The organism is Brevibacillus sp. NRS-1366, from assembly GCF_050467985.1.
In genome coordinates this window covers 166,842-180,419 of record NZ_JBITPN010000011.1, presented here as the reverse complement: position 1 = coordinate 180,419, position 13,578 = coordinate 166,842, and the positions used below count along the sequence as shown (strand labels likewise).

14 protein-coding genes are annotated in these 13,578 nt (G+C 48.3%); 10 read left to right on the top strand and 4 right to left on the bottom strand.

The genetic code is table 11. The features are described from left to right. Positions 1-34: 34 nt before the first annotated feature. The 6 genes from ACIFQN_RS06420 to ACIFQN_RS06395 are packed head-to-tail and all read left to right on the top strand — an operon-like array spanning position 35 to position 6,094. Positions 35-790 carry a purine-nucleoside phosphorylase gene (locus ACIFQN_RS06420; RefSeq protein WP_429832216.1) on the top strand — a complete coding sequence of 252 codons (756 nt, stop codon included), beginning with the start codon at positions 35-37 and terminating at the stop codon, positions 788-790. A 59-nt stretch (positions 791-849) separates the two neighbouring features. After that, positions 850-1,929: an isocitrate/isopropylmalate family dehydrogenase gene (locus ACIFQN_RS06415; RefSeq protein WP_429832215.1), complete on the top strand. Its 1,080-nt coding sequence runs from the start codon at positions 850-852 to the stop codon at positions 1,927-1,929. Then, positions 1,926-2,978, top strand: a complete 1,053-nt coding sequence (locus ACIFQN_RS06410) for a s-methyl-5-thioribose-1-phosphate isomerase (RefSeq protein WP_429832214.1) — start codon at positions 1,926-1,928, stop codon at positions 2,976-2,978. The genes ACIFQN_RS06415 and ACIFQN_RS06410 overlap by 4 nt, the downstream gene beginning before the upstream one ends. Before the next feature lie 2 nt (positions 2,979-2,980). Beyond that, on the top strand, positions 2,981-3,691 hold the full coding sequence (locus ACIFQN_RS06405) for a class II aldolase/adducin family protein (RefSeq protein ID WP_429832213.1): 711 nt from the start codon (positions 2,981-2,983) through the stop codon (positions 3,689-3,691). A 50-nt stretch (positions 3,692-3,741) separates the two neighbouring features. Further along, the gene (locus ACIFQN_RS06400) at positions 3,742-4,593 is read left to right on the top strand and encodes a MurR/RpiR family transcriptional regulator (RefSeq protein WP_429832212.1); all 852 of its coding nucleotides are present in this window, start codon (positions 3,742-3,744) and stop codon (positions 4,591-4,593) included. Then, complete coding sequence (locus ACIFQN_RS06395; protein ID WP_429832211.1) at positions 4,580-6,094, top strand: aldehyde dehydrogenase (NADP(+)); 1,515 nt, start codon at positions 4,580-4,582, stop codon at positions 6,092-6,094. The genes ACIFQN_RS06400 and ACIFQN_RS06395 overlap by 14 nt, the downstream gene beginning before the upstream one ends. A gap of 424 nt (positions 6,095-6,518) precedes the next feature. Here the strand turns inward: ACIFQN_RS06395 and ACIFQN_RS06390 are convergent, their stop codons facing one another. Next, positions 6,519-7,112, bottom strand: a complete 594-nt coding sequence (locus ACIFQN_RS06390) for a PadR family transcriptional regulator (protein ID WP_429832210.1) — start codon at positions 7,110-7,112, stop codon at positions 6,519-6,521. Positions 7,113-7,379: 267 nt separating this feature from the next. On the opposite strand from ACIFQN_RS06390, the gene ACIFQN_RS06385 reads away from it, so the two are divergent. The 4 genes from ACIFQN_RS06385 (at position 7,380) to ACIFQN_RS06370 (ending at position 11,136) form a co-directional block, all read left to right on the top strand. Continuing rightward, positions 7,380-8,333 (top strand): ABC transporter permease, encoded by a 954-nt coding sequence (locus ACIFQN_RS06385; protein WP_429832209.1) that lies wholly within the window; start codon positions 7,380-7,382, stop codon positions 8,331-8,333. Continuing rightward, positions 8,330-9,274: an iron chelate uptake ABC transporter family permease subunit gene (locus ACIFQN_RS06380; protein WP_429832208.1), complete on the top strand. Its 945-nt coding sequence runs from the start codon at positions 8,330-8,332 to the stop codon at positions 9,272-9,274. Before ACIFQN_RS06385 ends, ACIFQN_RS06380 begins: the two co-directional genes overlap by 4 nt. Next, positions 9,268-10,026, top strand: coding sequence for an ABC transporter ATP-binding protein (locus tag ACIFQN_RS06375; RefSeq protein ID WP_429832207.1), 759 nt, complete (start codon positions 9,268-9,270; stop codon positions 10,024-10,026). Before ACIFQN_RS06380 ends, ACIFQN_RS06375 begins: the two co-directional genes overlap by 7 nt. A 111-nt stretch (positions 10,027-10,137) precedes the next feature. Then, on the top strand, positions 10,138-11,136 hold the full coding sequence (locus tag ACIFQN_RS06370; protein ID WP_429832206.1) for a siderophore ABC transporter substrate-binding protein: 999 nt from the start codon (positions 10,138-10,140) through the stop codon (positions 11,134-11,136). Between the two features lie 195 nt (positions 11,137-11,331). On the opposite strand, the gene ACIFQN_RS06365 is transcribed toward ACIFQN_RS06370, so the two are convergent. From ACIFQN_RS06365 to ACIFQN_RS06355, 3 genes are all read right to left on the bottom strand, one after another. Further along, entirely contained in the window at positions 11,332-12,207 is an 876-nt protein-coding gene (locus ACIFQN_RS06365; protein WP_429832205.1) for an ABC transporter ATP-binding protein, read from the bottom strand. A 585-nt stretch (positions 12,208-12,792) separates the two neighbouring features. Then, complete coding sequence (locus ACIFQN_RS06360) at positions 12,793-13,092, bottom strand: YxcD family protein (RefSeq protein ID WP_429832204.1); 300 nt, start codon at positions 13,090-13,092, stop codon at positions 12,793-12,795. Then, positions 13,080-13,529, bottom strand: a complete 450-nt coding sequence (locus ACIFQN_RS06355) for a hypothetical protein (protein WP_429832203.1) — start codon at positions 13,527-13,529, stop codon at positions 13,080-13,082. The genes ACIFQN_RS06360 and ACIFQN_RS06355 overlap by 13 nt, the downstream gene beginning before the upstream one ends. Positions 13,530-13,578 lie beyond the last annotated feature (49 nt).

Below are 13,578 nucleotides of genomic sequence, written 5' to 3'. Positions count from 1 at the left end.
GCATCTGTAAAAATATAACATAAGGAGTAAAAAAATGAACCTAAATGAGACACTATCCCCCGTATTGAAGCTCGAACGCGGCAAGGTAGCACACAGTGTGATCGTCTGCGGTGATCCAGCCCGGGCCCTTCATATTGCTCAAAGGCTGGATTCTTTTGAACAGGTCGCGGCAAGGCGCGAATATGTCGTCTATACCGGCGAGAAAAATGGCTGCCGGATCACCGTCGCCGCCCACGGCGTCGGCGCTGCGGGCGCTGCGATCTGCTTTGAGGAATTGATTCGTTACGGTGCGGGCAAGATCATCCGGATTGGTACCAGCGGCTCCTATGACGACACTCAGAGCAAAGGCGACGCCATCATCGCCACGGGTGCCACTGCTGAGGACGGCGTAAGCAATGCCCTTGTGCCAGCTGGCTTCCCTTGCGTTTGCAATGTGGATTTGGTTCAGTCGCTGATGGCGAAGGCGAAAGGCAAAATTCAATATCGGAACGGCATTGTCAGAACCACGTCGGCCTTCTATCCTGGCGTACTGGACCACAAGGTCGAGGTATGGGCCGCAGCGGGTGCAGTTGGCATCGAAATGGAACTGGCCACGCTACTGGCGATTGCTTCCATTCGCAGGGTGAAGGCGGCGGGAATTTTCGTGATTGACGGCTTTCCGCTTCACGATAAATCCATGGAAGGACACGATCAAAACAATGAGATTGTGAAAAATGGCATGGATCGTGTAATTGACGTCGCGCTGGAAGCGATCATCGAAGCTGATAAAACGGAAGGTATTAATGAATAATTTGATTCACAAAATTGGTACTTATACAAAAGCAGGAAAAAGAAAGGACAGGTATAAGCATGCAAGTTGCAAAACAAAACAAGCGTTCTTCCGGCGAACGTCCGAAGCTGTGCATTCTCCCGGGGGAAGGCGCTGCGGCGGAAGCCATGCTGTCCTCTGTGGCGGTGCTGGACGCGCTACAGCTGCCGCTGGAAAAAGACATGCTGGATGTGCGTACAATGACCAACGAAGAAATGTATCGCCACATGGACAGCAGTCATGCCACATGGTTTGGAGCGATGGCAGACGGCGTGAATCTACTTGGCTATCTGCGCTGGACGCGAGGCACCTATGCCAATGTGCGCCCCGTACAGTATCGTGAGAACTTCAATTCCCCCTTGAAGCACCCGGAGAACATTGACTTTATGGTAATCCGCGAGAACCTGGAGGATCTGTATCCGCCCAGAGAAGGCGACGTGGCGGAGCTGAAGGAAATCGCCGCGGGGCATCCCGAATGGAGTAAGCTGGAGGATGGCATTTACGCCTTGAAAGTCATCTCCGAAAAGAATACACGGAACGTTGCGCAATTCGCAGCAGAGCTGGCGAGAAAGCGAAAACAAGAAGGGCATCCCGGCAAGGTTACTATTGGCGTGAAGGATAATGTACTCAGAAAAAGTGACGGTTTGTTTCGCGACGTGGCTATGGAGGTACTGAGCGCTTATCCGGATATCGAAGTGGAAAAGTGTATTGCGGATGCGCTGTTCCACCGCATGGTGCTCAACCCGCATTCGTTGGACGTTGTGCTTCTGCCAAACATGCTCGGCGATCTGCTTGCAGACGGCGCGGCCGCGATGGTTGGAGGACTGGGCCTGGCTCCCAGCGCATGCATCGGGGACGACTACGCATACTTCGAGCCTGTCCATGGTACAGCTCCCGATATTGAGGGGAAGGGAATCATCAATCCCACGGCAACATTGCAGGCGCTTGCTATGGCCATCGATTATCTGGGTTTTTCCAACGAAAGCGCGCAACTGAATGCGGCCATTGAGGCAGTGTATCGGGAGGGCAAGGTATTGACACCCGACCAGGGCGGAACCAGCGGCACAGACGAGTTCTGCGCAGCTGTAATTAAAAACCTGAAACGGGGTGAAGAGATATGAGCCAATTTAATTCTTTATCAAGGGCGGATACCGGGCTGGCCGAGTTTTTACGCTATGAAAATGTTGCCTGGTTCGAGGACGGAGTTGTCAAAATACTAGACCGGCGAGTATTTCCCACGGAAACACGTTATGTGACCTGCAAAACCGTAGAAGAAGTGAAAAACGCCATTAAGGACATGGTTACCCAAAGTGGTGGCGTGAAGCTGGCTGCTTTTCAGGCATTACGGCTACAGGCGCACCTGATCGGTGGAGCCAAGGATGCGACAGCTATTGCTAGTCTGAGAAAAGCGGCAAACATTGTCGCAAATGCAAGGCCTACAACCGCGCCTCAGATGGAGCGGATGCTGGGTGTTATCGTAGATAAGATCGAAGAATGCGAGGACGGTGTTCCGCTGGCAGTGGCTACAGATAATGCCGTGCTCGCCGCGATGAACAAGCGGTATGAGGACTTTCGAGTGATAGCGGGGCACATTGTGGATGCACTTCCCAACCGTCCACGAATTCTCACGCACTGCTTCGCGGAACTGCTGCTGGGCTTTGTGCTGTTGCTGGCAAAAGAGAGAGGGTTGTCGCCGGAGCTCATATGCACTGAAACACGTCCATATCTGCAGGGAGCTCGTTTTACCGCCACGGTTGGCATGCAAACCGGTGTACCCGTTACCCTGATTACTGATGGCATGCCTGGAGCGATGATGACGGCAGGAAAGATTGATGCTTTCATAACAGCGGCAGATGTGATTACCATGGATGGGTTCGTAGCCAATAAGGTGGGCACTTATCAAATTGCAACACTTGCTAAAAGGCATGGGGTCCCTTATTATGTAGGCGGTTTTCCTTCTGGGGCGCATTCCTCGGGGAATGATATCGTTGTGGAGCAGCGCAACCCGGATGAAGTACTGATGGTGTTGGGACAGCGCGTTGCACTGGCAGGAGTTAATGGATATTACCCCGCTTTTGATGTGACGCCGGCTGAATTGGTCACGGCAATTTCCACGGTAGAAGGGTTGAAAAGGCCAGATGAATTGATGATCAAGAAGGAGGCCAATTAAGTATGCAGCCGAAAGGAAAAAGAGACGAACTGGACGCAATCTGCCGGGAGGTCATTCTCTTCAGCAAACGCATGGCTGCGGACGGCTTGGTTGTCGGCACATCCGGCAATGTGAGCCGCCGTAACGGAAACTTGGTTGCCATCACCCCCAGCGGTGTGGACTATAACGACCTGGAGCCGGAGGATATTTGCCTTGTGGATACCGGAGGAACCTGCATCAGGAGCAAAAAAGCGCCCTCCTCGGAGTTGCAGCTCCACTTGCAGGTGTATGACTCTTCTCCGGCCCAGGCGGTTGTGCATACGCATTCTCCTTATGCCACGGCATTGTCCACGGTGAGCGACCATGTGCCGCCAATTCATTACATCACCATGATGCTAGGCGGGAAGATCCCCGTGGCGTCCTACGCCACCTTTGGCACGACGAAACTGGCGGACAGCATTCGCGAGGCGATAGCGGGTACTAACTCCATCCTGTTGCAGAATCATGGCTTGGTCACGATCGGGAAGGACCTTTCCATAGCATATGAACGTGCCGTTCAGTTGGAATGGATGTGTAAGGTCTACTTGATCGCCAAGACATACGGCGAACCCAAAATCCTCACCGACGGGGAACTTGGCGACGTGGCATTCAGACGGGAGGAGCTTATTCGGTATCGCGCAGATTTTCGCGCTGTGGATAAGCTTGACAAGTATTTACAGGATACTGGATGCTAATATAATTATCATATGGAGTGCTGTCTACGGTGTAAAAGAGGGGGTTGCATTTGAAGGAAAAAGAATTATTGCCGGATGAGCCGGTTATCAGCGGCGCGATAGCACGTCTGCAAACGGTGATCGATACGTTGCCCAAACAGGAAAAGAAAACGGCAACGTTTGTGCTAAACAATTTGCAGACGTTTGCAGCAAGGTCGATCCAGGAATTGGCGGCGGCGGCGGGCGTTAGTGAAGCCACATACATTCGGCTGTCAAGGCGGATCGGTTTTAAAGGTTTTTCCGATTTCAAGCGAAGTATCATAGCTGATCTCGCTTCGTTTTCCGATCCGGTGTCGGAAGTGCTGGAGACTGACAGCGCGGAGCTTGTGCTGGAGAAGGTGCTTCGCTCGGATTCCCAGTGGCTGAATGATTCCTTGAAGGTGATCGATCCGGTTGTTTTCGAGCAGATCGCTTGCCTCATCCTGAAAGCAGAGAATATCGTCATTTGGGCAATCGGCGCCAGCGCGCCGTTCGGCCTGTATTTGCATCAAAGACTCATGCGCTTCGGATTTGTGTGCACCCTTATGTCTGATCCGTACGAAATGGAAGTGCAGTCGAGCGTGCTGAGAAAGGACTCGCTGATCATCGCGATTTCCAGAACCGGCTGGCCCGACATGCTGATCAGCGCCTGCAGAAAAGCGAAAGAGCGGGGTTGCACGATCTGCGTGATAACGGGTCAGCGGGATACCAAGCTAACACAGCAAGCCGATCATGTGCTGTTAACCGCTACAAGGGCAATCAGACCGGAAGTCTTGACGTCGGGAATCGCCTTTATCTCTTTGTTGGACGCGCTATATATCGAAATTGCAATTAAATTAAAAAGAGGAATATTGAGAGAGGGGGAAAAGGATGATAACGGGTAAGCACTATATCGGTGGCGAATGGGTGGACGGAAGCGGAACCTTTGTCAACCAGCCGACTGTGGGGGAGCCGGATGTGTTCTCATCGGGGACGGTAGAGCTGGTAAACAGGGCAGCCACTCTTGCACAGGCTGCATTTGGGGAGTACGCTAGCTTGTCCAGAAACGAGCGAGGAATTTTTTTAGAAACGATTGCGGAGGAAATCGAGGCGCTCGGAGAGTCCCTAATCGAAATGGCGATGAAAGAAACGGCCCTGCCTAATTCGCGGCTGATTGGCGAACGAGGGAGAACCGTAAACCAACTGCGGCTGTTCGCCTCCCATATTCGACAAGGCGATTATCTGGACCGCAGACAGGATGAGGCGCTGCCTGAAAGACAGCCCGCTCGTTCCGATCTGAGGCTGATGCAGGTGCCCATCGGGCCCGTGGCCGTATTTGGAGCCTCCAACTTCCCATTGGCTTTTTCCGTCGCCGGCGGCGATACTGCAGCCGCCCTTGCAGCGGGCTGCCCCGTCGTAGTAAAAGGTCACTCTTCTCATCCTGGAACATCGGAACTGGTTGCGCAAGCGATTTGCGCTGCTGTAAAGAAGTGCGGGATACATAAAGGAGTGTTTTCGCTGATCCAGGGGGGGAACCGCGCCGTGGGAACGGCGTTGGTACAGCATCCTAGTATTAAGGCGGTCGGATTCACCGGGAGCAAGACGGGCGGGCGCGCGTTGTTTGACCTGTGCGCGCAGCGGGAAGAGCCCATTCCTTTTTTTGGAGAGCTGGGAGCTGTAAATCCCCTGTTTGTCTTGCAGGGAGCTGCAGCCAGCAGAGCTGAGAAAATCGGGAAGGAATGGGTTCACTCGCTGACACTGGGCGCGGGGCAGTTCTGTACCAATCCCGGCGTGATAGTGATTTGCGATAATGAAGACGCAAAGACATTTATAGACAGTGCGGTATCCGAAGCTAAGAATATAGCGGCACAGACTATGTTGAATAATAGTATCGGTGAAGCATACTGCGTTAACAGCAGGGCGGTTGCGGAATGCCCGGGAGTGACGCAACTGTTCGGAACGCTTGAAAACACACAGAGGGTTGCAACGCCTAGACTATTCATGGCCTCAAGCACGGTCTGGAGGAACAATCGGCCGCTTCAGGAAGAAGTATTCGGTCCATTAGGTCTGATCGTTCTTGTAAAAGACAACGAAGATTTGTTGCAGTTTTCCGCGGAGCTACAAGGGCAACTGACTTGTACGTTGCATATGGAGCCATCGGATTTCTCGTTTTGCAACAAACTTGTGCCGATCCTAACCAATAAGGCCGGTCGTCTGATTGTGAACGAATATCCGACGGGCGTAGAGGTGTGCGACAGCATGGTGCACAGTGGACCATACCCCGCCTCCACAAATTTTGGTGCTACGTCGGTTGGCACAATGTCCATCCGCAGGTTTCTGCGCCCCGTTTGCTTTCAGAATTTTCCCGGTGGGATTTTACCGAATGACCTCGCCGATTTGAAATGAGTATCGAGTCGAATTAAGCTTGCTTGGATCCAGACAAAATGTAAGAAGGATTTCAAAAATGCGACAGGGACAACCCCTTCAGAACACCGCGAACAATTAAAAAAATAAAGTTGTGCAAGAGTGAATAAGCTTTCAAAACTTTTATAGATACATTCTCTCAAATTGAACCCATTTTAGGGTTCGACTTGGAGACTAGTTTGCAGCCTTAAGCTGCTTGACAAACCTTATCCCACTTATTATTAAGATTTGCCGCTAAGCCAAGAAACCCGTATATGGTAAATGCGGGTTTCTATTTCATCATGGTTGAAAATGAAGGCTGTGGAGTGTTGGTGTTTTTATCAGCATTTTCATTTTTTATATTAGTTCTGATAACGGGTAGGTTAATTAACCCGAAAACATAATATCCCGGGCTGATTGTACGTACTCATTGCTCAGTTCCCTCACCGAAGTGACCATCCAGCTTATGCCGTACTTTTTTTACAAAATAGAGTAGGCGAGCAAGCTTTACGGGATCGTTCTCCGCTTCCTTTTGAAGCTGCCGTATCGTCTTAATCAACTCGTTTAGCTCATGATTCAGCTCGATACCACGGCCTTGGAGATCATGGGCCATATGTTCCTGTGAGACATCGGGCTTTTCCTCTGCCTGTCTTTCCTGTAGAAAGAGCCGGCCTGCTTCTGTAATGGAATAGGTTTTTTTGCCACTGATTTCTTCTGATTGGACGAGCTCTCGATCCTCAAGCATTTGCAGGGTTGGGTAGATGGATCCAGGACTTGGCGAATAAAGCCCGCCTGTTTTTTCCTCCAATCCTTTCATCATCTGATAGCCATGCATAGGATGGCTGGACAAGAGCTCTAGGAGTGCATACTTGACATCGCCTCTGCCAAAGTACCGCTTTCCCCGACCTCCGTGTCCGCCATGACGATAGTAGCCATGGTCTGTTTCATCAAAACCTTTGCGATGAAACGAGTTATTTGTACCATTCCGATGAGAAAAGCGCGACAAAAAATGGTTGTGCATGGGACTCCCACCTTTCAATACGATATATCGAATTTAAATTAAACGATATATCGTATTCTGTCAATAGGCTGTCTCACTATTTGTAATCGAAAGAAATTTAGTCGACTAATAAAAAAAGTCTTTAATAACCAATTAAGAAGTGCTAATATAACAACTGTAAGCGTAATTGAGAATGAATCTCTTTATTACTGAGAATGAATCTCTTTATTACTAATAAGGATAAAACGATACGTAACTCCTTCGAATCAAAGGAAGAGTAGGGAAGCGATGAAAAAGAGATATTTAGTCGTAGCACTCATTTTATTATCTATAACGTCCTTGTTTATCGGCGTGAAGGACATCTCGCCTTGGGAACTGTTCAATCTTACAGACGATAAGGTGCAGATCATGTGGATCAGCAGGATTCCTCGCCTAATCAGTATCATCATTGCCGGGATCAGCATGAGTGTTGTCGGTCTGATCATGCAGCAGCTAACACGGAATAAATTCGTCTCGCCAACGACGGCAGGTACAGAAGATTCCGTCCGATTCGGGATTCTGGTTTCCTTGATGGTATTTTTCGATGCTAGTCCTTTTGTGAAGCTGCTTGTTGCGTTCGTATTCGCACTGCTTGGAACCTTTATCTTCATGAAGATTCTCGACAGGATCAAGTTCAAGGATTCCATTTTCATCCCGCTGGTCGGTTTGATGTTCGGGAACATCGTAGGCTCGATCACTACGTTTTTCGCTTATAAATACGACCTCATCCAGAACATGTCCGCTTGGATGCACGGTGACTTCTCATCCATTATGAAAGGCAGCTATGAGCTTCTGTACATAAGCATCCCGTTAGTGATTATCGCGTATCTGTTTGCAAACAAGTTTACGATCGCAGGGATGGGAGAGGAATTTGCCATCAATCTCGGCTTGAACTACAAGCAGGTAGTTAATATTGGTCTGATCATCGTCGCCATGGTTTCTTCTGTCGTAATTCTCACGGTCGGTACCATCCCGTTTCTCGGCCTGATCATTCCCAATATTGTGACGCTCTATCTGGGCGACAATTTGAAGAAAATCTTGTCTCATACAGCGTTGCTGGGTGCTGTATTTGTACTGTGCTGTGATATTCTGGGGCGCCTGATCATCTTCCCGTATGAGATTTCGATTGGCTTGATGGTTGGGGTAGTCGGCAGCGGAATATTCGTGTTCTTACTCATGAGAAGAAAGGCATATGAACGATGAAAGCTAAGCTCGGTGTCCTGGCGGTAGTCGCCATTCTCTTAATAGCCACATTCATGCTGATTGATGCCGGCGGCAACTGGGATTATGTCTTGCCGCGGCGCTTGAAGAAAATCCTCGCCATCGTCTTGACCGGTTGTATTATCGCTTTCTCAACGATGGTCTTCCAGACGATTACCAATAACCGGATTTTAACGCCCAGCATCATTGGCTTGGATTCGCTGTACATGTTCATCCAGACCTTTGTTATCTTCGCATTTGGTTCTACGAGCATCACCTTGCTGAACAAAAATTTGAATTTCCTGATCTCGGCGGGTTTGATGGTGCTCTTTGCCATATTGTTATACAAGTTCCTGTTCAAAAGGGAAGGACAAAACATTTACTTCCTGCTTTTAATCGGTTTGATTTTCGGTACGCTGTTTAATAGTCTCGCCACGTTTATGCAGGTGTTGATTGATCCGAATGAGTTTCAGGTTGTTCAGGACAAAATGTTTGCCAGCTTCAACAATGTGAATACCGACCTGCTCGTGATCAGTTTCATGATGGTGATCGCGATTGGGATTTACTTTTGGCGGTATTTGAAATACCTGGATGTGCTGTCACTGGGCAGGGATCAGGCGGTTAATCTGGGGATTGATTACGATTTCGTCGTCAAGCGCTTCCTGATTGTCATCGCGCTTCTCGTATCGATTGCCACAGCATTGGTCGGACCTATTACATTCTTGGGACTGCTCGTCGCCAACGTGGCTCATCAGTTTATGAAAACCTATCAGCATAAATACTTGCTGGCAGGTTCAGCATTAATCAGTATCGTTGCTCTCGTAGGTGGTCTGTTGATTGTAGAGCGTGTGTTCACGTTCTCCACAACGCTCAGTGTCATCGTCAACTTTATCGGTGGAGTTTACTTCATCTATCTTCTGCTAAAGGAGAATAAATCGTGGTAGAAGTCCGGAATGTCTCAAAACAGTATGGTAGCAAATACGTCGTGGAAAATGTCTCTGTGAAAATCGCTAAGGGAAAAATCACGTCCTTTATCGGACCCAATGGGGCCGGGAAGAGCACCCTGCTGTCCATGATCAGTCGTCTGCTCGCGAAGGATCAGGGAGAGATTTTTCTTGAGGGGAAAGAGATCAGTCAGTGCAAGAGCAGTGATCTGGCGAAAAAAATTTCCATCCTCAAGCAATCCAACCATATTACGGTTCGGTTGACGATCCGGGAGCTGGTCAGCTTTGGACGATTCCCGTATACACAAGGGAACCTGACAAAAGAGGATTGGCGGTATGTTGATGAAGCTATTCGATATCTGGAGCTGGAAGACATTCAGCACAAGTATTTGGATCAATTGAGCGGCGGTCAGCGGCAGCGTGCCTATATCGCTATGGTTGTAGCTCAAAATACAGAGTATGTCCTTTTGGATGAACCGCTCAACAACCTGGATATGAAGCATTCTGTCCAGATTATGAAGGTGCTCCGGCGCCTCGTAGACGAGTTGGGAAAGACAGTAGTGATTGTGATTCACGATATTAACTTCGCTTCCTGCTACTCGGACTTTATCGTAGCCCTAAAGGATGGGAAGGTCGTGAAGGAAGGCCCTACAGAGGAGATCATCAACTCATCGATCTTAAAAGACGTCTACGATATGGATATCCAGATAGAAGACATTGACGAAAACAAAATTTGCGTGTACTTTGCGTAAGCTCCATCTTCCTTTCGTTAAAATTATTTTGATGGCAAACAAGGGGTACTCATCAACAGGAGAGCTATCAATAATTTTATATATTTTAAAATATATATAGAGGTGATAGAAGTGAACAAGAAAGTAATTATGCTGTTCATGGCAGTGCTGTTGGCAGTCTTTACTGCTGCATGCGGATCGAATAGTGTCGCGCCTGCAAATCAAACGCCAGCCGCTTCCACGGACGCTGCTAAAACTCAGGAAGCAGCAAAAGAATCAGAAGAAATTACAATCAAGCATAAATTGGGCGAAGCCAAATTGAAAAAGAATCCGCAAACCGTTGTAGCTTTTGACTATGGTGTTCTGGATTCCTTGGATAAACTAGGCATCGAAGTAACAGGTGTAGCGCAATCCAGCATTCCTCCTTATTTGGCAAAATTCAAAGATGCAAAGTATAAAAACATCGGTAGCCTAAAAGAGCCTGACTTCGAGAAAATCAATGCGATGAAGCCAGATGTCATCTTCATTTCCGGCAGACAACAAGATGCTTATGAAGAGCTGAACAAAATTGCTCCTACGATCTTCTTGGGCGTAGATACTTCCAAGTACATGGAATCTTTCACAGCGAACATGAAAACATTGGGTACCATCTTTGGCAAAGAGACGCAAGTAGATGAAGAATTGGGCAAAATCAATGACTCCATCAAGCAACTGAACGAAAAGGCTACAGCGAGTGGTAAAAATGCTCTGATCATCCTGGCGAACGAAGGAAAAATCAGCGCATACGGTGCCGGCTCCCGTTTTGGAATTCTGCATGACGTATTTGGCTTTACTCCTGTAGACAAAAACATCGAAGTATCGACGCATGGCCAAAGCGTATCATTTGAATACGTTGTGGAGAAAGACCCGGACTACCTCTTTGTCGTAGATCGCGATGGTGCTGTTGCAACAAACAAAGATGCGGTAACTCCTGCGAAGCAAATAATCGAAAACGACTTGGTTAAAAACACCAAGGCATTCAAAAACGGCAACATCATTTACCTCGATGCGAACTACTGGTACCTGTCTGGCGGCGGATTGGTTTCCACAGCGAATATGGCTGATGAAGTATTGAAAGACATCAAGTGGTAAGAAGCCAAAGCCTTTTCAGCGCATAAAATGAGAGCATAATAGAAGAGCAGCCCAGGGCAGTAAGTATGCCTTGGGCTGTTACTTTTTTGCAGAAAAAACGCTAGCTTGTGGTATTTCTCGGTATACGAAAAGACCATTCTCATGCGTGGCAATCATGAGAATGGCCCGTCTTTTAACGTGAGCGATGTTGTATGTTTAGTGAGTACCAACAAGTCTGCGCTCGTCTGCCTGTTCGGTCTCAACAGATGTACTGACTGTACTAGTGTCTGTTTGCCCGTTCTCTATGGCACTGGTCAATTCATACGGCATGCAGAGAGGTACGCCAGTTCGAGGATCGATCAGAATATCTGCTTCAATATTGAATACTTTGCGCAGCATATCGGGTGTCATGACCTCGGCAGGGCTGCCCTCTGCTACGACAGTACCGCGCGAGATCGCGACCATGTGCTGGGCATAGCGTGTAGCATGGTTGAGATCGTGAACAACCATGACGATCGTACGGTTCTCTTCTTCGTTCAGCTTTTGCAGTAATTTGAGAACTTCAAGCTGATGCGCCATGTCGAGGAAGGTTGTCGGTTCATCCAAGAACAGAATATCCGTGCCTTGAGCCAAGGCCATCGCGATCCATGCACGCTGGCGCTGACCGCCGGACAGCTGGTCGACGGGACGGTCATAAAAATCCATCATACCGGTCATGGTAATCGCCCATTGAACGATCTCCTTGTCTTCCTTGGTCAGAGAACCAAAGCCTTTCTGATGTGGGAAGCGACCATAGGTTACGAGCTCAGAGACAGTTAACCCGTCTGGAGCAGTAGGATTTTGCGGGAGGATCGCCAGCTGCTTGGCCACGTCTTTTGTCGATTGCTGATGAATCGATTTGCCATCGAGAAATACCTGTCCGCCAGTCGGCTTCATGATTCGTGCCAGCGTTTTGAGGATGGTCGACTTCCCGGACCCGTTCGAACCGACGAGAGCGGTAATCTTACTGGAAGGAATGCTAATATTCAAATCTTTAACAATGGAAAGCTCGCCATAACCAATGTCCAGCTTTTGTGTATATAAGCGTTCCAAAATGGGTCAACTCCTTTATAGGAAGGTATGTATTTGAAAAGAGCCACACAGAAAATGATAATCATTTTCATTTAAGTATATAACGGAAAGGGGGCATTATTCAAGACTCGCAGGGCAGCGTGTTAAAATTTTTCGACTTACAGGGATGTGTACGTGCTTCACAATATAGGGGCTTCCTGGCTTCAGCTTTCCGATATGCTTAACAGATGCTTCAGTGTCCTTATATTAGTGGGGGGCGGTATAAAAACGGTCGGTCAGCCTCATTGTGATATTGCCTCCAACGATGTAGAAATGGTCTTAAAAAAGCTAGGGAGAAAAGAACAGCTAGTGAGAGGAAAAAGGAGAAACATGCCATTAGCGTCCACCTCTGAGACGTCCCTAGAATCGGCTACTTTTGACGTGGTTTCGCTTTTTTCGTGGAGCCGGACAGGAATGACCCCCATGGAGTGTTCCAAGAATCTGGAGCGTTTTCTCCTTTTTCCTCTCCTCCACTAAAGTTCGATTATCTGGTTTCATTTTTTCAACAAAAAAATAGCCAATGTGCCCGTATAGGGAGCACATCGGCTATTGGGTTACAAGTGTAAATTAACTCTGATACGTGACATAAGCGACGATGCCTTCTTCGTCATCGAGTACCAGCTCAATCCCCGCAGAATAAGGGTTACGCTGCATCTGCGTCTCCAAATAGTAGCGAATCGCTTCGATCAAATTAATCTCAATGAAAACCTGCTTACGATCCATTGCGTATACTTCAGCGGAAAAACCGTATTCTTCATCCCACATGAGCTCGACTGAGACATCCTGTGGCTGGATTTGCTTTTTGCTTGCTACGTGCAAGCAGACGGCGTTGATTAATACTTGTTCGGAGATTGTTATCTTTTCCATGTGTTCAATTCCTGTTTCTTCTCACGCTGGGTTTTGAAGTACACGAAAATTTTGCGGATCAAGACAATCACAGCTACAATCGCCAGCATATTGATCAAGAAGCCAAAGATTGCGCCCAGAGCACCCATGTCACCAAACAGTCCGCCAAACAGCATGCCTGCCAGACCACCAACCAGAAGACCTTTCATGAATCCACCACTCATGAATCCGCCGCTTTTGCTTGGAGCAGCAGTTGCAGGCGTACTGGTAGTACCTTTATTTGTAGATGCATTTACATTCGAATCGGGTTTCGTAGGCGTTTGTGTATTCGTAGGAGCCGTATTAGAGTTAAACGATTTTTTTCCGGATTTATAGCCTTTTGCATCGGCATGATCGGTAAATCCGCTTGGTGCGAGTACGAGCATTACGGCAACCAACAGCATGATTAGTTTTTTCATGTGATTTGTGTAGCCCCTCTCTTATTGTATTCCTTACACATAAGTGTAC

Coding starts and splice junctions, on each gene's coding strand:
- ACIFQN_RS06360 (WP_429832204.1), bottom strand. CDS start 13,092: ATGGAAAAGATAACAATCTCCGAACAAGTATTAATCAACGCCGTCTGC.
- ACIFQN_RS06355 (WP_429832203.1), bottom strand. CDS start 13,529: ATGAAAAAACTAATCATGCTGTTGGTTGCCGTAATGCTCGTACTCGCA.
- ACIFQN_RS06390 (WP_429832210.1), bottom strand. CDS start 7,112: ATGCACAACCATTTTTTGTCGCGCTTTTCTCATCGGAATGGTACAAAT.
- ACIFQN_RS06380 (WP_429832208.1), top strand. CDS start 8,330: ATGAAAGCTAAGCTCGGTGTCCTGGCGGTAGTCGCCATTCTCTTAATA.
- ACIFQN_RS06405 (WP_429832213.1), top strand. CDS start 2,981: ATGCAGCCGAAAGGAAAAAGAGACGAACTGGACGCAATCTGCCGGGAG.
- ACIFQN_RS06420 (WP_429832216.1), top strand. CDS start 35: ATGAACCTAAATGAGACACTATCCCCCGTATTGAAGCTCGAACGCGGC.
- ACIFQN_RS06385 (WP_429832209.1), top strand. CDS start 7,380: ATGAAAAAGAGATATTTAGTCGTAGCACTCATTTTATTATCTATAACG.
- ACIFQN_RS06410 (WP_429832214.1), top strand. CDS start 1,926: ATGAGCCAATTTAATTCTTTATCAAGGGCGGATACCGGGCTGGCCGAG.
- ACIFQN_RS06395 (WP_429832211.1), top strand. CDS start 4,580: ATGATAACGGGTAAGCACTATATCGGTGGCGAATGGGTGGACGGAAGC.
- ACIFQN_RS06415 (WP_429832215.1), top strand. CDS start 850: ATGCAAGTTGCAAAACAAAACAAGCGTTCTTCCGGCGAACGTCCGAAG.